At 70.6% G+C, this 20,159-nt stretch carries 19 protein-coding genes; 6 read left to right on the top strand and 13 right to left on the bottom strand.

The features are described from left to right. Positions 1 to 156 precede the first annotated feature (156 nt). The 3 genes from AB0M47_RS26625 to AB0M47_RS26635 form a co-directional block, all read right to left on the bottom strand. Complete coding sequence (locus AB0M47_RS26625) at positions 157 to 5,628, bottom strand: carboxyl transferase domain-containing protein (RefSeq protein ID WP_363418781.1); 5,472 nt, start codon at positions 5,626 to 5,628, stop codon at positions 157 to 159. A 256-nt stretch (positions 5,629 to 5,884) separates the two neighbouring features. After that, positions 5,885 to 6,340: a hypothetical protein gene (locus AB0M47_RS26630; protein ID WP_363418783.1), complete on the bottom strand. Its 456-nt coding sequence runs from the start codon at positions 6,338 to 6,340 to the stop codon at positions 5,885 to 5,887. Between the two features lie 102 nt (positions 6,341 to 6,442). Then, positions 6,443 to 7,174 carry a polysaccharide deacetylase family protein gene (locus tag AB0M47_RS26635; protein WP_363418785.1) on the bottom strand — a complete coding sequence of 244 codons (732 nt, stop codon included), beginning with the start codon at positions 7,172 to 7,174 and terminating at the stop codon, positions 6,443 to 6,445. A gap of 167 nt (positions 7,175 to 7,341) precedes the next feature. Here AB0M47_RS26635 and AB0M47_RS26640 point away from each other — a divergent pair, with 167 nt between their 5' ends. From AB0M47_RS26640 to AB0M47_RS26650, 3 genes are all read left to right on the top strand, one after another. After that, positions 7,342 to 7,737 carry an ATP-binding protein gene (locus AB0M47_RS26640; RefSeq protein ID WP_363418787.1) on the top strand — a complete coding sequence of 132 codons (396 nt, stop codon included), beginning with the start codon at positions 7,342 to 7,344 and terminating at the stop codon, positions 7,735 to 7,737. Positions 7,738 to 7,855: 118 nt separating this feature from the next. Further along, positions 7,856 to 8,056 carry an ATP-binding protein gene (locus AB0M47_RS26645; RefSeq protein ID WP_363418789.1) on the top strand — a complete coding sequence of 67 codons (201 nt, stop codon included), beginning with the start codon at positions 7,856 to 7,858 and terminating at the stop codon, positions 8,054 to 8,056. A gap of 10 nt (positions 8,057 to 8,066) precedes the next feature. Next, complete coding sequence (locus AB0M47_RS26650; RefSeq protein ID WP_253762973.1) at positions 8,067 to 8,351, top strand: DUF2795 domain-containing protein; 285 nt, start codon at positions 8,067 to 8,069, stop codon at positions 8,349 to 8,351. Here the strand turns inward: AB0M47_RS26650 and AB0M47_RS26655 are convergent. The 7 genes from AB0M47_RS26655 to AB0M47_RS26685 all read right to left on the bottom strand — a co-directional run bounded on the left by AB0M47_RS26655 (position 8,334) and on the right by AB0M47_RS26685 (position 13,889). After that, entirely contained in the window at positions 8,334 to 9,086 is a 753-nt protein-coding gene (locus AB0M47_RS26655) for a YoaK family protein (RefSeq protein ID WP_363418791.1), read from the bottom strand. The genes AB0M47_RS26650 and AB0M47_RS26655 overlap by 18 nt on opposite strands. A gap of 41 nt (positions 9,087 to 9,127) precedes the next feature. Further along, positions 9,128 to 9,544, bottom strand: coding sequence for a hypothetical protein (locus tag AB0M47_RS26660; protein ID WP_363418793.1), 417 nt, complete (start codon positions 9,542 to 9,544; stop codon positions 9,128 to 9,130). Between the two features lie 18 nt (positions 9,545 to 9,562). Then, positions 9,563 to 9,952, bottom strand: coding sequence for a DUF1232 domain-containing protein (locus tag AB0M47_RS26665; RefSeq protein WP_363418795.1), 390 nt, complete (start codon positions 9,950 to 9,952; stop codon positions 9,563 to 9,565). A gap of 4 nt (positions 9,953 to 9,956) precedes the next feature. Then, on the bottom strand, positions 9,957 to 10,685 hold the full coding sequence (locus tag AB0M47_RS26670; protein WP_363418797.1) for a sulfite exporter TauE/SafE family protein: 729 nt from the start codon (positions 10,683 to 10,685) through the stop codon (positions 9,957 to 9,959). A 41-nt stretch (positions 10,686 to 10,726) separates the two neighbouring features. After that, a complete protein-coding gene (locus AB0M47_RS26675) occupies positions 10,727 to 11,467 on the bottom strand; it encodes an SDR family oxidoreductase (protein WP_363418799.1) in 741 nt (246 codons plus the stop codon). Between the two features lie 57 nt (positions 11,468 to 11,524). Continuing rightward, on the bottom strand, positions 11,525 to 12,778 hold the full coding sequence (locus tag AB0M47_RS26680; protein ID WP_363418801.1) for a cytochrome P450: 1,254 nt from the start codon (positions 12,776 to 12,778) through the stop codon (positions 11,525 to 11,527). A 139-nt stretch (positions 12,779 to 12,917) separates the two neighbouring features. Further along, a complete protein-coding gene (locus AB0M47_RS26685; protein ID WP_363418803.1) occupies positions 12,918 to 13,889 on the bottom strand; it encodes a magnesium transporter CorA family protein in 972 nt (323 codons plus the stop codon). A gap of 143 nt (positions 13,890 to 14,032) precedes the next feature. Between AB0M47_RS26685 and AB0M47_RS26690 the strand changes: the two genes are divergently transcribed. Next, positions 14,033 to 15,262 carry a serine hydrolase domain-containing protein gene (locus AB0M47_RS26690; protein ID WP_363418805.1) on the top strand — a complete coding sequence of 410 codons (1,230 nt, stop codon included), beginning with the start codon at positions 14,033 to 14,035 and terminating at the stop codon, positions 15,260 to 15,262. 146 nt (positions 15,263 to 15,408) lie between these two features. On the opposite strand, the gene AB0M47_RS26695 is transcribed toward AB0M47_RS26690, so the two are convergent. Further along, complete coding sequence (locus AB0M47_RS26695; RefSeq protein ID WP_363418807.1) at positions 15,409 to 16,161, bottom strand: hypothetical protein; 753 nt, start codon at positions 16,159 to 16,161, stop codon at positions 15,409 to 15,411. Between the two features lie 128 nt (positions 16,162 to 16,289). Beyond that, a complete protein-coding gene (locus tag AB0M47_RS26700) occupies positions 16,290 to 16,736 on the bottom strand; it encodes a PH domain-containing protein (protein WP_363418809.1) in 447 nt (148 codons plus the stop codon). A 116-nt stretch (positions 16,737 to 16,852) separates the two neighbouring features. Here AB0M47_RS26700 and AB0M47_RS26705 point away from each other — a divergent pair, with 116 nt between their 5' ends. Further along, positions 16,853 to 17,965, top strand: coding sequence for an LUD domain-containing protein (locus tag AB0M47_RS26705; protein WP_363418811.1), 1,113 nt, complete (start codon positions 16,853 to 16,855; stop codon positions 17,963 to 17,965). A gap of 36 nt (positions 17,966 to 18,001) precedes the next feature. Here the strand turns inward: AB0M47_RS26705 and AB0M47_RS26710 are convergent, their stop codons facing one another. Continuing rightward, the gene (locus tag AB0M47_RS26710) at positions 18,002 to 18,457 is read right to left on the bottom strand and encodes a hypothetical protein (RefSeq protein ID WP_363418813.1); all 456 of its coding nucleotides are present in this window, start codon (positions 18,455 to 18,457) and stop codon (positions 18,002 to 18,004) included. Positions 18,458 to 18,754: 297 nt separating this feature from the next. On the opposite strand from AB0M47_RS26710, the gene AB0M47_RS26715 reads away from it, so the two are divergent. Next, entirely contained in the window at positions 18,755 to 20,125 is a 1,371-nt protein-coding gene (locus AB0M47_RS26715; protein ID WP_363418815.1) for a ricin-type beta-trefoil lectin domain protein, read from the top strand. Positions 20,126 to 20,159: the final 34 nt, after the last annotated feature.

Genomic DNA, 20,159 nt, shown 5'->3' on the forward strand with positions numbered 1-20,159 from the left:
CTCTCTCCCCCCCCCCCCCCCTCTCCCTCTCTCCACCCGGGCCTGCCCCCCCCACCCCCCCCCCGCGTCCCTCCCCCCCTCCCCTGCCTCCCCCCCCCGGGGGGGGGGCCCCCCACCCCCCCCCCCCCCCGCCGCAGGTACGTCAGGCGTCCCGCCTCAGGCGGCGAGTCCCCGTTCGACGGCCGCGATGATCTGCGGGCGCAACTCCTCGGGGCGGATGATGGCGTCGACCGAGCCGACCTCGACCGCCCGCTGGATGCTGTGGACCCGGTCGAACTCCGCCGCGACCTCGCCGAGCTTCTCCGCGCGTACGCTCGAGCGCACCTCGGTCAGCTGGCTGATGAGGGCGGCCCGCTCGGCCCCGGAGGCGGCCGCGATCGCCTTCTCCAGGTCGGTCACCCGCGCGTCCTTCGCCGTACGCCCGTTGACGTCGCCGACGAACACGACGGCCGCCGCCGGTGCGCCGCCGATGACCGAGGCGAACGAGCCGTCCACCGCGAGCACCGTCATCGACGGGTTGAGCGCCTTGGAGAAGACCACGAACGCGCCGCCGTGGTAGCGGGAGATCACCGTGAAGACGATCGGGCCCTGGAAGTTGACGATCGCCCGGCCGATCTCCGCGCCGTACTCCAGCTGGAGTTTGCGCATCGACTCCGGCGAACCGTCGAACCCGGACAGGTTCGCCAGCACCACCAGGGGCCGGTTGCCGCTGGCGGCGTTGATCGCCCGCGCGGCCTTCTTCGACGACTGCGGGAACAGGGTGCCCGCCGTGTACGTGTCGGGGCCGTCGGTGGGCGGGAACCCCCGCCGCGACACCGAGCGGGACTCGATGCCGAGCAGCGTCACCGGGATGCCACCCAGGTGGACGTCCTGCACGACGGCGGTCTCCGCGTCGGCCATGCCGGCCCAGCGTTCCAGGACCGCGTGGTCCTGGTCGGCCAGCGCCCGCATGAGCGAACGGATGTCGAAGGCCTTCTTCCGGTCCGGGTTGCGCTCCTTGGAGAAGATCTCCCCGACCGTGGTGAAGTCGCTGTCGGGCATCGAGTGCGGGTAGCCGGAGATGTCGCGGTCGGCCGGGTCGGTGGTGGCCGCCCGGCGCGGCCGGGTCTCCCCGGGCGCGACGTACGCGTGGTCGTAGTGCGCCATCAGCACCTCGCGGGCGCCCCGCAGGTCCGGCGCCCAGTACTGGGCCTGCCCGTTCGGGCCCATGACCCGGTCGTAGCCGCCGATGCCGAAGTTGTCCTCGGCCGACACGCCGCCGGAGAAGTCCAGCGATTGCTTGCCGGTGAGCACCATCGCCGAGTCCGGCGTCATCACCAGGATGCCCTTGGTGTGCATGAGCATCGTCGCCTCGGCGTTCCAGTACGGCTGGGCGCCGACGGTGATCCCGGCGACCACGATGTTGATCTCGCCGCCGGCCTGGGTGAACTCGACGATCCGCTTGAGCGCGGCGGCCACCCAGTCCATGTTCTCCGTGCCGGAGTCCATCGAGATCCGGGCGCCGGCCGACAGCGCGAACCAGTCGAGCGGGACCCGCATCCGCTCGGCCAGGTCGAGCGCGGCGATGACCCGGGCGCATTCCGGCTCGGAGAGCGCGCCGAGCGCCTTGGTCGGGTCGCCGAGCAGCACGACCCGGGTGACGCCCTCGGGATACCGCTCGGTCGGCGTACGCACGACGCCGGCGACCAGGCCCGCCTTGTTCTGCCCCTTCGGCCGGTCGACCGGGACCAGCGCGCCGGTGTCGTCGAGGTCGTGCTCGACGAACGTGCCGTCCGCCCCGGCGAGCATGTCGGTCAGCTCGTACGGATACGTCGTGCCCCGGCGGCGGGCCGCCAAGACCTTCTGCCGGTAGTCGTCGAGCGGCTGGATCGGCTCGTTCGTCGGCTCCGCGGCCGAGATCTGCATGCCCTGGTCGTAGGAGATCTTGACGGCGATCTCGATCAGCTCACCGGTCGCCTCGTCCCGCTGGCGGCCGATGAACAGGACCTCCTCCAGCCCCGCGCCGGCCGTGATCGGCAGTACGCGGTGCGCCACGTCGTTAAGCTCGGCGACGCTCAGCTCGATCGGCGGCCACACGTAGAGCGTGATCCGGTTGGTGTCGAACCTCTTCTTGGCCGGACGCTGGGCCTGCGCCTTGCGGATGGCGTCGAGGCAGGCGTCGAGCGCGCCTTCGACGGCGGGCAGGGCGACGATGCGGCCCTCGCCGTCGCGCAACGGGGTCAGGTCGCGGACCTGGGCCATCGCCGCGATCCGCTCGTCGGCCGGGTTGCCCGGCGCGACGCAGTGGAAGACGTAGACCTCCTCGTCGGCCGAGGGCAGCCGGTTCAGCGTGAAGTTCCGCAGCCGCGGCAGCTGCAGACGCTGGGCGATCAACGGGTGCAGCCCGCGGATGACCAGGTCCTCGCCGGACCCGGGCAGGAAGGTGAAGTGGTGGTGCATGGCGGCGCCGGCGTCCCCGGCGACCGTCATGGTGACCCGCTGGACGACGTCGAGCAGCCCGGCCTGATCGAGGATCTGCCGCAGCGTCGCCGCCATCGTGTCGGCGTCGGGCTGGTGGTCCCACGTCACGTAGACGTCGGCCACCGCGGTCGCATCCGTCGGCGCGGTCTGGGTGGACAGCGCCGCGACCTCGGCGAGCGCGGCGGGCAGGTCGGCGTGGTCGGCCGCGGTCGCCACGAGCCGGAAACGCCCGCCGTCCCGGTCGTACGCCGCGGTGAAGAACGCGGCGCCGGCCCGGTCGGCGCAGGTGGCCTCGATCAGGCCCCGGTTGCCGTAGTAGCGGCGGCTCAGCACTTCCAGCATCGGGCCGTGGTCCGCGCCCGGCCGGCCGATCCGCTGGCCGAGGAGGCGTACGAGGGGCTCGGGGGTGGCGACCATCTTGGCGATGCGCTCGCCCCGGTCGGCCGCGTCCGGGTGCTCGTCGAGGTAGCGAAGGTGGCCGCGGACGTCGGCGTACACCTCGGCCCGCTTGCGGCGCAGCATCGGCTGGGCGGCCCAGCGGAACACGATGCTGCGCGCCAGGTCGGCCACGGCCGGGAAACGCAGCTGGGTCGCGGCGATCAGGTGCTCCAGCGCCTGGCCCACCTGCTCGCGCAGGTTCTCCGGCGGCAGCGGCTCGGTCAGCCACTGCTGGAGGAACGTCACGATGACCGAGACGTCGGCCGCTGCGCGCTGCTGCGCCAGGAAGATCCGGAACACGGCGTCTTCCAGCTCCGGCGTACGCTCAAAGTCGTCGATGCCGTAGTGCGCGAGCGCCCGGGCCAGCCGGGTGCGGAAGGTCTCCGACAGCCCGGCCCGCTCGACGTCGAGGCTCTGCAGGTAGGTGTGGAAGTACTCGCGGGGGCTGTGCACCCGGGTGTCGGCCTTGTTCTCCTCGCCGGCCGGCCGGTTGCGGCTCAGCTCGGACAGGTCGGCGAAGACCTGCAGCAGCCCGGCTTCCCGGCGCAGCGGCCGATATCCCAGGTCGACCCGGGCGGCCAGATAGCTCGACAACGCCCGCCGCTCGTCGCGCGGATCGAGGTCATAGCCGAGCAGCAGGCTGGTCAGGTCGGCGATGCCGCGGGTCACCCGCTCCTCGATGGTCCGGTCGGTCGGCTCGGCGGGCAGATCGAGGTCGACCGCCTCGGACTCGACGACCTCGGCCGCCGTGTCGTCGCCGATCGGCTCCAGGCGCAGCAACGGCGCACCGGTCTCGACCTGGCTGCCGACCGAGACCAGGCACTCCTTGACCCGCGCCTTGACCGGCGAGCGCAGGACGGTCTCCATCTTCATGCTCTCCAGGACGAGCACGGGCGCGCCCGCCTCGACCTCGTCGCCGACCGCCAGCGGGGTCGCGACCACCAGCGCGGGCGCGGGGGAGCGCAGCACGCCGCCCTCGTCGTGGCTGACGCGGTGGGTCACCCCGTCGACCTCGACCAGGTGGATCGGGCCGTGCGTGTCGGTGACGAGCCGGTAGCGGCGGCCGTTGACCACGATGCGGCCGGTGTGCTCGTCGAACCGCTCCAGCTCGACATCCACAGTGGAGGAATCGCCGTCGCCGACGCAGACGCGGAACCGCCCCGGGCCGGTCTGCGCCACCGTCACCCGGTAGGTCGCGCCCCGCAGCTTCAGGTCGATCGGACGGCCGCTCTCGTGCTGCACCTGCGGACGGCCGCCGTGCGCCGTCGACAGCAGCCGCTGCCGCTCGACCGTCGCCTCGTCCTCGTACGCCTCGATCGCGGCGGCGGCCAGCGCCACCCCGGAGTGCTGGGTGGACACGAGCCGGCCCTCGGCGCGTACGCGGTCGATCCAGCCGGTGTCGGCGCTGGCGTCGATCACCTCGGGCTGGTCGAGCAGGTCGAGCAGGAAGCTCTTGTTGGTCGCGCCGCCTTCGATGATGACCGTGGTCTCGGCGACGGCCCGGCGCAACCGGCCGAGCGCCTCCTCCCGGGTCCGCCCGTACGCGATGATCTTGGCGATCATGGAGTCGAAGTCGGCCGGGATGACGTCGCCCTCGCTGACCCCGGTGTCCACCCGTACGCCGGGACCGGCGGGCAGGGTCAGCCGCTCGATGCGGCCGGGGGACGGGGCGAAATCGCGATCCGGGTCCTCGGCGTTGAGCCGCGCCTCGACGGCGTGCCCGATCTCGGTCGGTACGCGGTCGCCCAGCCGGCCGCCGCCCGCCACGTGGATCTGCGCCTTGACCAGGTCGAAGTCGGTGGTCGACTCGGTGATCGGGTGCTCGACCTGCAGCCGGGTGTTGACCTCCAGGAAGGCGAACAGCTTCTCACCCGGGTGGTACAGGAACTCGACGGTGCCCGCGCCCTTGTAGTCCACCGCCAGGGCCAGCCGCTCGGCCGCGCTCTTCAGCTCGGCGACCTGCTCGGGGGCCAGCACCGGCGAGGCGGACTCCTCGATGACCTTCTGGTTGCGCCGCTGCACCGAGCAGTCGCGTACGCCGAGCGCCCAAGCGGTGCCCTGGCCGTCCGCGATGACCTGCACCTCGACGTGGCGCGCCCCGGTGACCAGGCGCTCCAGGAAGACGATGCCACTGCCGAAGGCGCGTTCGGCCTCCAGGCTGGTCCGCTCGTACGCGTCGGTCAGCTCGTCGTCGCTGCGCACGACCCGGATGCCCCGGCCGCCGCCGCCGGCGGTCGCCTTGAGCATCAACGGGTAGCCGATCTCGGCGGCGGCGCGCTTGGCCGCCTCCAGCGTCTCGACGGCGCCCCGGCTCCACGGCGCGACGGGCACGCCGACCTCTTCGGCGATCAGCTTCGAGCCGATCTTGTCACCCAGCCGGCGCATGGCCTCCGGGCTCGGGCCGATGAAGGTCACGCCGATCTTCTCGCACATCTCGGCGAAGGCCGGGTCCTCGGCCACGAAGCCCCAGCCGACCCAGGCCGCGTCGGCGCGGGTCTCGATCAGCGCACGTTCCAGGACGGCGTGGTCCAGGTACGGCCGGGCCGACGCGGGCCCGATGCAGAAGCTCTGATCCGCCTCGCGGACGAAGGTCGCGGTGCGCTCGGCCTCGGTGTAGAGGGCGATGGTCTCGATCGGCGGAGCCCCGTCCGTCGCGTTGAGCTCGCGGACGGCGTGGATGAGCCGCATCGCGGCCTCTCCCCGGTTGACGATGGCGATACGGCTGAACACCGAGTAAGCCTCCCAAAGCTTCGTACGCCGATGGACGGGGCCTCCCGGGTGTGGAGGGGTCCTAGGTCAACCTTCGCGGTTACTCATCAGTAGCGAATCGTTGGACTCGCCAGCTCGGCTGGGCGAAAATTGTGGGAATCCTCCAACAGAAGGTGTGGGAATAGTCAGTCCGGCCGGGGCGGACATCCACGGTCTTCACGAGCGCGCGACCCGCTTGCAGCCCGCTGAGCAGGGCGTCTGAGCGGCGCGTACTGCGTCAGGTGAGCGGCTCGGCAGCGTTCTCCCGCTGAATCTGGCGCATGGCCCGGATCGCGACGACCAGGATCCAGATCGGCAGGACGACACCGGCGACGAGCGTCTGAACCGACGCGCCTTTCGTGGCGAGGAAGGTCAGCAGCACCATCAGCGCGCGCCCGACCGCCACGCCCACGGTGACCGCGAACAGCACCGGACTAGGCTGCTCCGCCCGGCTGAACTGCCAGTAGAGCAGGGCCAGCACCAGGCCGAGCGCGGCGAGGACGAAAGCGTCGACGCTGAGCACGGCGACGGCGAGCACCAGGCTGACCGTCGACAAGACCGCGCTGATGACAGACAGCGTCTTCAACAGCCGCCGGGGATCTCGCCGTTCCGTGCCCCCGCTGGGGAGGAACAGCGGGCCGACGACGCGCCCACCGCGCTTGCGCTCTTCCAGTTCCTCATTGGAGTAGACCATCGGCGTCCCCTCGTGTCCCCGTGATCATGGCAAGGGGAGACGCTAGGTCAGCGGAGCGGCAGCGGCAAGATACTTTCGCATCGGATGATGCGTCAATTGAGGTCAGGTGAGCAGGGTGGTCGCCGTGACCGGGGTCAGGCCGCGCTTGCGCAGGGCGGCGATCAGCTCCGGTAGAGCCTCGACGGTGCCGGGATGGCCGAGGTGCAGGCTCACGATCGATCCATTGTGTACGCCGTCCAGCGTGGTCCGGACGACGGCGGCCGGACCGGGATCGGTGTAGTCCAGCGAGTCGACGTCGTAGGCGAGACAGGTCGGGTATCCCGCGCGCTGGGCCTGCCGCTGGAGGGCGGCCGACGCCCGGGGCGTCTGCGAGGGCCGGAACCAGCGCCCGGTCGAACCGGTGAGCCGGCGGAGCACGTCGGCGCAGCGGGTGATCTCGGCGTACTGGGCGGCGGTGGGCAGGCTGCTGATGTCGGCGTGGGAGTAGGTGTGGTTGCCCAGCTCGTGACCGCCGTCGAGGATGGCGCGGGCCAACCCTGGGTGTTCGTCGAGCCAGCTGCCGACCGCGAGGACCGTCACCGGCGCGTCCAGCCGCGCCAAGACGGCCAGCGTTGTGCGTACCAGTTGATCTTCGCCTTGGCCGTGGAAGGTGAGCGCGACCTGCGCGCGGTCGCGCGGGCCGTGGACGATCTCGCCGGGCCGGGGTGACGGCGAGGGCGACGCGGACGGTGCGGCCGACGGACTCGGGCTGGCGGTCTGTGCCTGAGGTGCGGAGCCGCAGCCGGCGAGCGTGAGGGCGCCCGCCGCGAGTGCCGCGCGGCGGGTGAACTGCATGGACGCCAGCGTAGGCCGGGCCGATGCGGTGACCGGCCCGGCACGCCGGACCCCTCCGGCGGGGCAGCCGAATGTCCTACCTGGGCGTGGCACGGGATGGCGTACGCGACTTGCCGCCTGGTTCACGATCGGCGAGGATGAGGCGACGGAACGTGACGGAGGCAGGGATGGTGATTACGACCTCGGCGCACCTCCGGCTGCCGCTCGACCACACCGCACCCGCGGCCGCCCGGCACGGCGCCAAACCCATCCTGATCGGTTGGGGCTGCACCGACGAGACCTGGCTCGGCGACGCCGCCGTGGTCATCAGTGAACTGGTCTCCAACGCGGTCCTCCACGCCGACGGCTGCGTCGAGCTGAGCCTGGAACTGCGTGGCGGCCGAGTGGTCTGGATCGGCGTCGCCGACGCCTCCTCAGCCCTCCCGGTACGCCGAGTCGCCACCGTCGACGGCGGACACGGGCTGGCCATCGTCGAAGACCTCACGGCCCGGCTGCACGTGCAGCGCTACCACCGCGGCAAGCGAGTCTGGGCGGTCCTGCGCCCCTGCCCCCTGGACCTCTAGCCCACTGGGGTGGGCGGCATTTTGGGCGCTGGATCACGGATCCAAGTCGAATCTTGGGCCATGATTCGACCCGGATCCCTGATCCAATGGCCTCGCCGGCCCGGCCGCGATGTTGCCCGTGCAGTTCCCCGAACCCGGTTCGGTGCCCCGGCACGATTCGAGCGGGACCGGGTTGGGCCTGACCATCGTCGACATGATCGCCCGGGCGCACGGCGGGTCGGTCGTGGCCGCGAACAGCTCCCCGCTCGGCGGCGCGCACGTCGAGGTGCGGCTGTCTTCCGCGCGGGATTCGGGTCGCGATTTGTCGGACTCGGCGTAGATTGGCCTACGTGGCTGATCCGTACGAGCTTGTCAAAGAGACCCTGGCCGAATTCAAATTCCCGGGTACGCAGCAGGAGATCGTCGAATACGCCTTCCAGTACGGCGCTGACCCGGACACCCGCCGGGCGTTGCACAGTCTGCCGCTGGCGACCTACGACAACCTGGCCGAAGTGCTGCGGTCGGTCCGGCTGCCCACCGTCGACGAAGAGGGCCTGACGCCGTCGGAGAAGGCGGCCCACTCCCGGTCCAAGCACAGCCGGCAGGTCGCGGAGTACCTACGCGACGTGAGCTGACACCCAGCGTTGCGTCGACCGCGCGGCGCGTACCGCCGTGACGGCCACGAATGCCAGCACGATCGACGCGACGACCAGCACCCAGTCCGGATGGCCTCGGTCGACCAGCAGGGCGCCCGCGAACGCGCCGGCGAACATGCTGAGGATCGAGACCATCCGGCGCCCCGAACGCCCGCCAGGTCCGCCGGCCCAGCGGCTTTCGGCCGCGATCGCGGTCAAGGTCCTCGTCAGCACGGTCGTCGTCAGATCCGGTACGCCCAACGCCCGGACGGCAGCGTTCTGGAAGCCCAGCGCCGCGGCGAGCACGCCGATCAGCACGGCGGCGGGGAGCCCGGCGTACGGGTGCGGCGCGGCCAGCCCGACGATCGCGGCGGCGACCGTCACCGGCAGCTGAACCAGCATCGCCACCAGCGCCATGCGACCGCGATGCGGAGCGAATCGGCGCATCGCCCGCGCGCTGAGCACCGCGCCGCCGGTGAACGCGGTCAACCCCAGCAGCGACCGCCACACGTCGAACTCGCCGACGCCGGCCAGGGCGAAGCCGAGGAACACTACGTTGCCGGTCATATTGGCCACGAAGACGTGCCCGAGCGCGAGATAGCTGAACGCGTCGACCAGTCCGCTGCCCAGGGTCAGCAGCACCAGCATCGGGGGCAGCGGGCCGTGGTCGCTGTCAGGCTGCGGCGAGATCGTGTGCCACGCCTCACGAAGGCTCATTCCGCCATCGTCGGTCATTCTCGGGACGATGTACGGCATATCGGGCGGATGGCCAGGGATCAGCCGGGCGTGAAGCTCTCGGCGATGTCGTCGCGGACGGCGGCGACGGCCTGGTGGAGGAACGCGTCGACCCGCTCGTGGTCACACTCGCCGAGCACCCCGACGTCCACCCGGCTCCGGGCGTCCGGCAGCGGCGTGATCACCAGGTTGGCGTACCAGGCGTCGCCGGACTCGGTGGCGACCGGCAGCACCCGCTGATGCCGCAGTCCCGGGTCGCCGGTGCCGTCCACGTCCGGTGTGTGCAGGCGTACGCGCAGCAGACCGGGCCCGTCCTCGTCGAGGCGCAGCGGCTCGGGCAGCCAGCGGGCGACCCGGCCGGGGTCGGTCAACGACTCGAAGACCAACTCGGGGACCACCCCGAACTCGACGACGGCGTGCGGACGCGTTTGGACAGCCAGATCCACGGGTGCGGGCATACCCTCAGGCTAAACCGGCTAAACCGGACCGAGCAGGCGTTCGATCAACCGCGGCTCGCCCGGCCATGCAGCCAGCAGCACGTCCCGCGGGACTTGGCGGCCGGCGTACCGCAGGCACAGGGCGACCACGATGATGTCGTCCAGCGGGCCGATCACCGGGATGAACTCGGGGATGAGATCGATCGGGCTGGCCACCCAGATCCCGGCGAACACGATCGCGATCTTCGCCTTGCGCGGCACCCGCGGGTCCTTGCGCAACCGGCGAACGGTCGTCACGCAGTCGGGGATGAACGCCGCGAGATCGCGCAGCACGCCCGGCGGCAGCCGCTTGGCCAGCAAGATCAGGATGCCCCACGTAGCGATGACGACGGCGATCGCGACGCCGAGCCCGATCAGCCAGTCCCGCATGTGATCACATCCCTCCCAGGAAGAGTAATCCCGACACGACGAGACCGGCCTCGACGAGCAGCACGAACAGCCGGTCGCTGACCCGGGTCAGGATCTTCTTGCCCGTCCACGCCCCGGCGAGCACCGCCGGAGTCAGCGCCAGCCCGTAGAGCAGCACGGTCCGGGTCAACAGGTCACCCGTCCCGTACGCGGTGAGCTTGGCCAGGTGCATGGTCAGCGCGCTGGCCGCCTCCGTCCCGATGTACGCCGCCCTAGCCAGCCCGTACGCGAGGAAGAACGGCGCGGTCAACGGGCCGACCGAGCCGAGCAGGGCAGAGCCGAACCCGGACGCGGCTCCGACGGCGGCGAAGACGGGGTCCTTCGGCTTGCCCGGCCGGGGGCGTACGCGCCGCCACACGACCAGTCCGATGAGGAAACCGCCGAGGACACGTTTGAGCGGGCTGAGCGGGGCGTGCGCGAGCAGGATGCCGCCGGCCACCGCGAACGGGACCGCGCCGACGGCGAACCAGGCGATCAGGCGCCACCGAAGGTCGTGGCGGTTGAGCCAGACCCGGGCGCCGTTGCTCGACAGCTGCGTCAGGGTGAGCATCGGCACCGCCGTCCGCAGCCCGAACAACGCGGTGAACACCGGAAGCAGCAATACGCCGCCGCCGAACCCGGCCACCGCGGAGAGCAGCGCGAGCGCGTACGCGGCGGCGGACGCGCCGAGCAGCACCGGCCAGTCGATCGGCATCCGGCCACAGTGCCACAGCGGCCGGATGCCGATCGTCCCGTTCAGCTGGTGAAGCCGCCGTCGACGCTGATCGACGTGCCGGTCACATATCGGCTGTCCGCGCGGGCGAGGAACGCCACTGCCGCCGCGATGTCGGCCGGGTCGGCGTAGTGCCCGGTGGCGGTGAACCCGTTGACGACTGTCGCGTTCGGACCGTCCGCCGGGTTCAGTTCGGTGTCGGTCGCGCCCGGGTGCACCAGGTTCACCGTGATGCCGCGCGGGCCGAGTTCCCGGCCGAGCGCCTTGGTGAGGCCCGTGAGCGCCGTCTTGCTCAGCGAGTACAGCGAGAAGCCGGGGAACACCACCCGCTCGGCTGCGTTGCTGCCGATCATGATGATGCGGCCCCCGCTGGTAAGGTGCCGCAGCGCCGCCTGGCTGGCGACGAACGGGGCCCGGACGTTGACGGCCACGGTCTGCTCGAAGTCGGCGAGGGTCAGCTCCTCGATCGGGCCGAGCAGGAACTCGCCCGCGTTGTTGACCAGGATGTCGAGCCGCCCGAACTCGGCTGCGGCGGCGTCGACCGCCGCGACGACCTCGGCCGGGTCCGCGCTGTCCGCGCGATGCGCGGCCGCGCGCCGGCCCAGTGCCACGACCTGCTTCACGACGTTCTCGGCGGCCTGCGCGTCCCGCTGATAGGTGATCACCACGTCGGCGCCGTCCTGCGCCAGGCGCAGGGCCACCGCCGCGCCGATGCCCCGTCCGCCGCCGGTCACCAGGGCTACCTTGCTGTTCAGTGCGTTCATGATCACTAGACTGGTACGCCGAAAGCCGCGCGTCTGGCGAGGATCGGACGCGGCAGTTCAGCCGAGCCGCACCGGGAGCGACTCGACGCCGTACACAATGGACGCGGGACGGAAGCGCAACTCGGCGGGCTCGACGGCCAGCCGCATGCCGGGGAAGCGCCGGACGAGCGCCGGGTACGCCGCCCGCAGCTCCATCTTCGCCAGCTCAGCGCCGATGCAGCGGTGCAGTCCGTGCCCGAAGGCCAGATGCGAGGTCGGCGTACGGGTGGGATCGGGGTGCTCCAGGTTCGGCCCGAGCACCGGATCGCGGTTGGCCCCCGACAACGAGACGATCACCACGTCGCCGCGGCTGATCTGCGTACCGGCGATCGTGAGGTCGTCGCGAGCGAAGCGGGGGAAGGCCACCTGGACGACGGCCAGATGCCGGAGCACCTCCTCGACGAAGGGCGCGGCGGCCTCGTCCGTCGTGCGTACCAGCTGAAATGCCGCAGGATCCGAGAGCAGGACCAAGGCCCCCAGCGCGAGCATGCTCGCGGTCGTCTCGAAGCCCCCGGTCAGCACGCCGTCCGCGAGGCCCGCGAGCTCGTCGTCGGTGACCTCGTCGCCGTGCTCGCGGATGATCATGCCGATGAGCCCGTCACCGGGTGCGCGACGCTGGGTCTCGACCACGGTACGCAGATAGTCGAGCGACTCGCTGATGGCCCCGAGCGACGCGTCCGCGCCCCCGAAGACGTCGAAGCGGGCCATGGCCAGGCGCTGGAAGTCGGCCCGGTCGGCGTAGGGCACGCCGAGCAGCTCGCAGATGACCAGCGACGGGATCGGCAGGGCGAACTCCGCGACCAGGTCCACCGGCCCGGGCGCGGCGGCCATCGCGTCGAGCCGATCCTCGACGATCTCGTGGATGCGCGGCGTCAGGCGAGCCAGCCGGCGCATGGTGAACTCCGGCGTGAGCAGCTTGCGCAACCGCGTGTGCTCGGGCGGATCGGCGAAGCCCAGGCCGCCCGGCCCGGCGACGCCCGGCGCGAGATTGGCGAAGTCGGTGGAGAATCCGTCACCGTCGGCGAGCACCTGCTTGGCCGCGTCGTAGCCGGTGACCAGCCAGACCTTCAGCCCGAACGGCACCGGCAGCCGCGACACGGGCGCCTGGTCACGGATCGCGCCCAGTTCCGGAATCGGATCGATCCCGGCCCGCCGCAACGGAACCAGCGTGCGGTCGGGCAGCATGCCTACCTTGGCCAGGTCGAAGCCGCCCTTGCGGCCCAGATAGCGCCGGGCCGCCGCGGCGAGGATGCGCGACGTCAGCTGCCTCACCCGCGCGACGCTACTGGACATTCGCCCTGGCGGGGAACCTGATCGTTGGATTGGCAATAGCCGGGAACTTTCCCACCGGACGGGACGACCGTCGTGGGTCAGAGCCAATCCCGGCGGCGGAACAGCAGGTATTCGTGGGTCAGAGCCAATCCCGGCGGCGGAACAGCAGGTAGAGGCTCACCGACAGGATGGCGATGATCGAGCTCGACAGGATGAAACCCCACAGGCTCCCGAAGCCGGGGTAGGGGACGTTCTGGCCGTAGAAGCCCGTCACCGCGGTCGGCACCGCGATGATGGCGGCCCAGCTCGTCACCTGCTTCATGATCACGTTGAGCCGGTTGCCCCGCAGGGTCAGCTGCGTCTCCAGGATCGTGCTGACCAGTTCCCGCAACGTGTCCGCCCGCTCGACCGCGCGCCGGGCATGGTCGTAGACGTCCTCGTAGTACGGCTCCATGGCGTCGTCGAAGGCGCGGCCCTCCCGGCGCAGCCCGTCGACCAGCTCCTGCGTCGGCACCACCACGTGACGCAGCCGCACAAGGCTCTTGCGCAGCTCATACGTACGCCGCTGCATGTCGCGGGACTGCGTCGGCCGCTCGTCGAACAGGGCGTCCTCGAGATCCTCGATCTGCTCGTCCAGCGCCTCGCTCGCGTCGCTGAGCGTGTCCACCACGTAGTCGATCAGCCCGTGCAGCAGGTACGCCACCCCGTGCTTGGCCAGCGCCGGCAGCAGATCCCACCGGCTGGTGACCTCGTTGATGTCGAACGACTCGTCCGGCCGGATGGTCACCAGCGCGTTCGGCGTCACGAACGCGTTCACCGTCGCCTTCGTCAGCTCCCCGGTCTCCACGTCCAGCTTCACCGCGTACGCCGTGACGAACAGGTGGGAGGCGTACCGGTCGATCTTGGGCCGTTGATGCTCCGTGAGCGCGTCCTCCACCGCCAGCGGATGCAGGCCCAGCTCTTCGCTGACCGAGTGCAGGTCGTCAGGGGTGGGCCGCAGCAGATCGAACCACACCGTGCACGCCGGATCGGCCAGATGGTCGGAGACCTCGGCGATGGGGAAGCCCTGGGCGGCGATCTTGCCGTCGCGGTAGAGACGGGTCAGCGGCATGCCCTCACCTTCCCACAGGTTCGGACCTTCCGCTGCGTCCGTATTGTCCGTTTCTCGCCGTGTCAGGGCGATGACAGGGCCGTGACAGCCGCGACCGACAAGGTTGCTCGCATACCGCCCGATCAACGCAAGGAGCTTGGACGATGGAACAGAACAACCGAGGCTTCTCGGCAGCAGGACTGCGTCGGCTGAACGAGGTGCTGACCCGGCACGTCGAGTCCGGGCGGATCCCCGGCCTGGTCGCGTTGGTCAGCCGAGGCGGCCAGACCCACGTCGAGGCGCTCGGGACGATGCGGCACGACGGCGGTACGCCGATGCGCCGCGACACGATCTTCCGGATGGCCTCGACGTCGAAGCCGGTCACCGTCGCGGCTGCGATGATCCTGCTCGACGAGTGCCGGCTGCGGCTGGACGACCTCGTCCAGCAGTGGTTGCCGGAGCTGGCCGACCGCCAGGTGCTCAAGCGGATCGACAGCCCGCTGGACGACACGGTCCCGGCCCGTCGGCCCATCACCGTGCGGGACGTGCTGACCTCCACCTTCGGCCTCGGCATGGACATGACGTCGCTGGGCACCCCCGTCATGAACGCCGTCTTCGAGCAAGGGCTCACGCCCGACCTCCCGACGCCGATGCCCGAGCCGGACGAGTGGATGCGCCGCCTCGGCACGCTTCCGCTGATGCACCAGCCCGGCGAGCGCTGGCAGTACCACATCGCCAGCGACCTGCTCGGCGTGCTCGTCGCCCGGGTCACCGGCCAGTCGTTCGAGGAGTTCCTGCGCGAACGTCTCTTCGAGCCGCTGGGCATGAAGGACACCGGGTTCGACCTGTCCGCCGAGAAGATCGACCGGCTCCCGCCGCTGTACGCGCCGGACCCGCAGTCCGGCGAGTTCCACGTGTGGGACCCGGCCGACGGCGGCCGCCACAGCAAGCCGCCGGCGTTCCAGGGCGGCGGCGGTGGCCTCGTCTCCACGGCCGACGACTACCACGCGTACTTCCAGATGCTGCTGAACGACGGCATGCACCGCGGGCAGCGGATCCTGTCGCGACCGGCGGTCGAGTTGATGACGACCAACCGGCTCACGGCGGAGCAACTCGCGGCCCGTGAGGCGATGGGCCGCGACAACGTCCACATCTCGTTCGGCCAAGGACAGCACGGCGGCTGGGGCTTCGGCATGGCCGTCCGCACGTACCGGGGCGACTACGCGCCCGTCGGTCAGTTCGGCTGGGACGGCGGCAGCGGCGTCTCGACGTACGCCGACCCGGCCAACCAGCTCACCGGAATCCTGCTCACCCAGGTCGGGATGACCGTGCCGGATGCGGCGCGCGCCATCCACGACTTCTGGACCACTGTCTACCAAGCTCTCGCCGACTGACCGCTGGGACGATCCGCCGGCGCCGCGTACCCGGTTCGCGGCGGTATGTCCGATGATGCCAGTTGACCTTGGCGAGTTTCGGTTGCCATGACAGCCGAAACTCGCCAAGGTCAACTTTGCGTACCCGGCGGAACCGGTGCGGCCGGTCAGTCGGCGGCGGGAGCCGGTGCGGCCGGTTCGTCGGCTGCCGGCTCCGGCGTGGGCTTGGGCTCCGGCCCACCGAGGGAAGCCAAGGCGCCGAAGCAGAGGAGTGCCACGATCGGACTTACCAGCACCAACCACCACGGCACCAGGCCGAAGAACGTCTCCGGGCGAACCTTGCCGTCGCCGTCCGCGTACGCCGTGCCGTCCAGGAGGTGAGCCGGTAGCGTCCGGCCCGCGTGAGCGTCCTCCATGTTCTGGAGGCGAACCATCAACGAGCCCGTCTGGGTCGTGCCGTCGACTTGCCAGGTCACGTTCTCGCAGGTGATGTCGCTGTCCTCGGTCCGCAGGCTCTTGAAGTAGCTGCAGTCGGCGTCGTCGTGAATGGTCGCCTGGACCGGCTGCCCATAAGCCTTGCCGTAGTCGTACTCGTTGAGGAAATGCACACCCGAGCTGACCAGTCCGGCCACGGTTCCGGCCGCGGCCGCGCCGAGCAGCAGGGCCAGCGGTACGCCCACCGCGACGGCGAAAGCACGGCCCCGATCGCGAGCCACTGCTCCCACCCCGGTCAGTCCGAAGAGGAAACCGAGGACTCCGATCGCGACGGTCACCACTACCAGGCCATTGCCTGCCAAGCCATCCGTGCAACAGAACAGGGTCAGCCCCACCAGGACGGCCCCGGCCGCGAGTACTCCCGGAGCGGTGGCGAGCCTGCTGAAAAGGTTGCCCGCCTTGGGTTTGCCTTGCGTCACAGTCATCGTCTTCTCCCCGTGGCCTGCGGAACAGATGTTCGACCGCGGGAGTATTACATCGAAACGTTTTCGTGGATGACCGCTTTCCACCAGCTGGATGATCATCCCTGATCTGCCGCTTAAGGATCTGCCGCTTAGCCGAGGGAGGCGTGCATCTCCCGAAGAGCATCGAACGCAACGGCGGACCGTACCTGGGTATTGACCCGGGTTCCGTCGGTGAGCCGGAGGACGACGGCGTCTTCGGCGACCCGCCGCGAGCGGACCATCGCCGGCTCGGTGACGATGTCGCTTACCTGGCTCCACGGGATGGTTCGGGTCGTCGTCAGGTTGACTACGCGTACCGCTTGCTCCGAGACGTAGAGACCGGAGGAGCGCTGCGACAGCAGGGCGACGACCCAGATCGGCGTCGCCGCCGCTGGGAGGAAGGGCAACGGGTTCGGCTCGCCGTTGACGAACCACGACACGGTGCCTATCGACGCCACGACGGCGAAGATGACCCCCATGGCCGTTCCCAGCAGAGCGATGGCCCGTGCGAAGCCGGTGGAGATGTAGGCCGGGTCGACGCGCCGCCACGAAGTCATGGTCGGAAGTATGCCGGGTGATCGGCGTCACGTCTGTCCGAAGGCAGGCGGCCTGACAGTTCGGCGCGGTGGGTCGTCGGTAGGGGCGACGATCCACAACGCAAGGGAGCACCACCATGGACATGCAGACCGTCGCCGACCGCGTCGAGATCGAGGCGCTGCGGGGCGAGTTCACCGACGCCGCGATGATGCGTGACCGGCCGCGGCTCGCGGCGCTGTTCACGCCGGACGGCGTACTGCGGATGCCGAACGTTCCAGTCGAGTTGGTCGGGCGGGAGGCGATCCGGTCCGGCGGAGAGCGGCTGCAGGCGCAATGGGACTTCTTCATCCAGAACTCCCACCCGGGCAGCATCTCCTTCGACGGCGACACCGTCGACACCGCGACCGGGCGGACCTACATCCACGAGGTCGTGCGGACGCTCGACGGCCGTCACGAGGGCGTCAACTTCGCGATCTACCACGACCGCTACCAGCGCACCCCGGACGGCTGGAAGTTCGCCGAGCGGGTCTACGAGGTCCGCTACCTGGACACCTCGCCGCTGGCGGGCGGCGCGCCGGGCTCGGTCCGGGAGGCGTCGACGGCGGACAACGCAGCGCCCGCGGTCGACGCGGCGAACGGCGGCGGGTTCGCCGTCGCCGCATCAGGTGAGGCGCTGGAACGGGCGGCAGCGGCGCTGACGAAGAACGGATTCTCCGTGGAGGTCCTGGACGACCTGGAAGCCGCGCGTACGCGGGTGGCGGAGTTGATCCCGGCCGGGGCCAGCGTCTACACCAGTGCGAGCGAGACCACGCGGCTGTCCGGCATCGCCGACGACATCAACAGCGGGGACAAATACGACGCGCTCAAGCCACGCCTGCTGGCGATGGACCGAGCCACGGGCGCGGACGAGATCCGGCGGCTGAGTGCCACGCCTGACGTCGTGCTGGGCAGCGTCGCCGCGGTCACCGAGACGGGTTCGCTCGTCGTCGCCTCCGCGAGCGGCAGCCAGATCCCGGCGTACGCGGGCGGGGCGGGCAAGGCGATCTGGATCGTCGGGGCGCAGAAGGTGGTGCCCGATCTGGGCACCGCGCTGCGGCGGCTGGAGGAGCACGCGCTGCCGCTGGAGAGCGCCCGGGCGCAGCAGGTCTACGGCCAGCCGAGCGCGATCAACCGGCTGCTGGTGCTCAACGCCGAACTCCAGCCGGGCCGGGGCACCGTGCTGCTGATCCGGGGGGCGGTCGGCTTCTGAGCCCACCGATGGGCGGGCTTTCGGCCAGCCGGAAAGTCAGGCCGGCTGGACGAGGAGCCCGCCCATCGCCGGGGTCGAATCGGCGACGAGGTCCCACAGCTGCGGATCGTCGAGCGCGGCGAGCGCGACGACGGGATCCGTCTGCCGCAGGTACGCCAGATGCCGGCAGGCGTGCGCCGCGACGTCCGCCACGTCGATGACCGCCGAGGCCGGGGCCAGGGGATCGGCGGCGTAAGGGAGCGGCCGCGACGGGTCGAGCGGCAGCGTCCGCGCCGGATCAGGATCGGGCAGGGCGGCGTATGTCAGGATGACGCGGCCGCCCTCGAAGCGCCAGGACGTCGAGTGCAACAACCCGTCCGCCAGACCGGTGAGACTCCGGGCGAGGGCGTCGGGATGCGCGCCGTGCGGCAGCTCGGCTCGGCGCGTACGGAAGCGCAGCCGGCCGTCTTGGGCGCTGAACAGGACAGTCTCGACGACGGTCGAGGAGGTCATGGGGTTCCTTCGGGCGTGCGGCGGATCGAATGCGACGAGGGCGAAAGTCGATCAGCGACAACACAGGGCGGCGGCCACGCGCCCGAAGTCGACGTGGCCGCGCCGGGTCAGCATGATCCGCACGGGCACGCCGAAACTCTATCCGACGAGCCGGGCGATCGGAAGCACCAGCGGTTGACAGCGCTCCCATGGCGCGGCATGATGCAAATCCGTCAATATCTGACGTGACGAATGCGTCAGATCCCGCGCGTTCCGGGTGCGCAGCGGATCCCTCAGTGCCGCGAAAGGAAGCCGCCCATGCCCGGAAGCCATCTGGTGCGCCGCCGTGCGCTCATCGCCGCGTACGCCCTGATCCTGCTCGTCTTCGGCCTGCCGATGTCGGCCACCGCGCGTACCGCTCCCGAGAAGAGCTGTGACGCGGGCCTGCAGGCCGTCGTCACGACCCGCCACGTCGTGTGTACGCACGGACCGGACGCCACGCCGCCCGGCCTTGACATCCACCGCCCGGTGGCCCCGCTGGCCGCCGCCCTCACCGCCTCGGCCCTGCCGGTCTGCGAGGGCGACGGGGTCAGCGGCAAACGCGTCGAGGTCCTCTACATCCACGGCTCCACCAGCCGGTACGCGCAATACCTGGAGACGTTCCGCACGCTGGCCGAAGGCGTGGACGCGATCTACAACGCGAGCGCGGCCGAGACCGGCGGGGAACGCCACGTCCGCTACGTCACCGAGACCGTCAACGGGCAGTGCCGCCCGGTGGTCCGCGACGTGCAGATCGCCGACTCGGCGCTCAACGCCAACGACTGGGCCCCGCTGCTCAACGCCGTGCAGGCGGCCGGCTACACGCGTACGGACCGCAAGTATCTGCAGTTCGTCGACGCGACGATCTACTGCGGCATCGGCGGCTTCGCCGGGGACACCACCAAGAGCGACAGCAACCGGTCCAACGTCGGCCCCGAGTACGCCCGAGCCGACAGCGGCTGCTGGAACGCCGGTGTCGCCGCGCACGAGCTCGGCCACACCCTCGGCGCGGTCAACAACAACGCCCCCAACGCGTCGGGCCACGCGCACTGCGTCGACGAGTACGACGTGATGTGCTACAAGGACGCCGACGACGTCACGCTGGTCTACCGCTGCACCGACCAGGCGCACGACAACCGGCTCGACTGCAACCACGACGACTACTACAACACCAATCCGCCGGCGGGCAGCTACCTGGCGAACAACTACAACGTCGCGGACAACCTGTTCCTGATCAAGGGCGGCGGTGGCACCACGCCGCCACCCTCGACCACCTTCAAACTGACGAACGGGGCGTCCGGCACCTGCCTCGACGACCCCAACGGCAGCACGACCAACGGCGTACAGCTGATCTTGTGGACGTGCAACGGCGGGACCAACCAGACCGTCACCCAGAGCGGGGCGGCGCTGCAGATCCTCGGCAAGTGCGTCGACGCGTACGGCGCGGGGACGGCCAACGGCACGAAGATCATCCTGTGGACCTGCTCCGGCAGCACGAACCAGCAGTGGACGCTGCGTTCGGACGGCTCCATCGCCGGAGTGCAGTCCGGTCGCTGCGTCTCGCCGCTCAACGGCGCGACCGCGAACAACACCCAGCTCGTCCTGTTCGACTGCAACGGCCAGGCGTACCAGCGCTGGACCCGCAGCTGACGTGATCGGCAGCTGACGTGAATCGCAGTTGACG

This window comes from Hamadaea sp. NPDC051192, assembly GCF_040682475.1.
GTDB lineage: Bacteria > Actinomycetota > Actinomycetes > Mycobacteriales > Micromonosporaceae > Hamadaea > Hamadaea flava.

Coding starts and splice junctions, on each gene's coding strand:
- AB0M47_RS26630 (WP_363418783.1), bottom strand. CDS start 6,340: ATGGTCTACTCCAATGAGGAACTGGAAGAGCGCAAGCGCGGTGGGCGC.
- AB0M47_RS26635 (WP_363418785.1), bottom strand. CDS start 7,174: ATGCAGTTCACCCGCCGCGCGGCACTCGCGGCGGGCGCCCTCACGCTC.
- AB0M47_RS26640 (WP_363418787.1), top strand. CDS start 7,342: ATGGTGATTACGACCTCGGCGCACCTCCGGCTGCCGCTCGACCACACC.
- AB0M47_RS26655 (WP_363418791.1), bottom strand. CDS start 9,086: ATGACCGACGATGGCGGAATGAGCCTTCGTGAGGCGTGGCACACGATC.
- AB0M47_RS26660 (WP_363418793.1), bottom strand. CDS start 9,544: ATGCCCGCACCCGTGGATCTGGCTGTCCAAACGCGTCCGCACGCCGTC.
- AB0M47_RS26665 (WP_363418795.1), bottom strand. CDS start 9,952: ATGCGGGACTGGCTGATCGGGCTCGGCGTCGCGATCGCCGTCGTCATC.
- AB0M47_RS26670 (WP_363418797.1), bottom strand. CDS start 10,685: ATGCCGATCGACTGGCCGGTGCTGCTCGGCGCGTCCGCCGCCGCGTAC.
- AB0M47_RS26675 (WP_363418799.1), bottom strand. CDS start 11,467: ATGAACGCACTGAACAGCAAGGTAGCCCTGGTGACCGGCGGCGGACGG.
- AB0M47_RS26685 (WP_363418803.1), bottom strand. CDS start 13,889: ATGCCGCTGACCCGTCTCTACCGCGACGGCAAGATCGCCGCCCAGGGC.
- AB0M47_RS26690 (WP_363418805.1), top strand. CDS start 14,033: ATGGAACAGAACAACCGAGGCTTCTCGGCAGCAGGACTGCGTCGGCTG.
- AB0M47_RS26695 (WP_363418807.1), bottom strand. CDS start 16,161: ATGACTGTGACGCAAGGCAAACCCAAGGCGGGCAACCTTTTCAGCAGG.
- AB0M47_RS26700 (WP_363418809.1), bottom strand. CDS start 16,736: ATGACTTCGTGGCGGCGCGTCGACCCGGCCTACATCTCCACCGGCTTC.
- AB0M47_RS26705 (WP_363418811.1), top strand. CDS start 16,853: ATGGACATGCAGACCGTCGCCGACCGCGTCGAGATCGAGGCGCTGCGG.
- AB0M47_RS26710 (WP_363418813.1), bottom strand. CDS start 18,457: ATGACCTCCTCGACCGTCGTCGAGACTGTCCTGTTCAGCGCCCAAGAC.
- AB0M47_RS26715 (WP_363418815.1), top strand. CDS start 18,755: ATGCCCGGAAGCCATCTGGTGCGCCGCCGTGCGCTCATCGCCGCGTAC.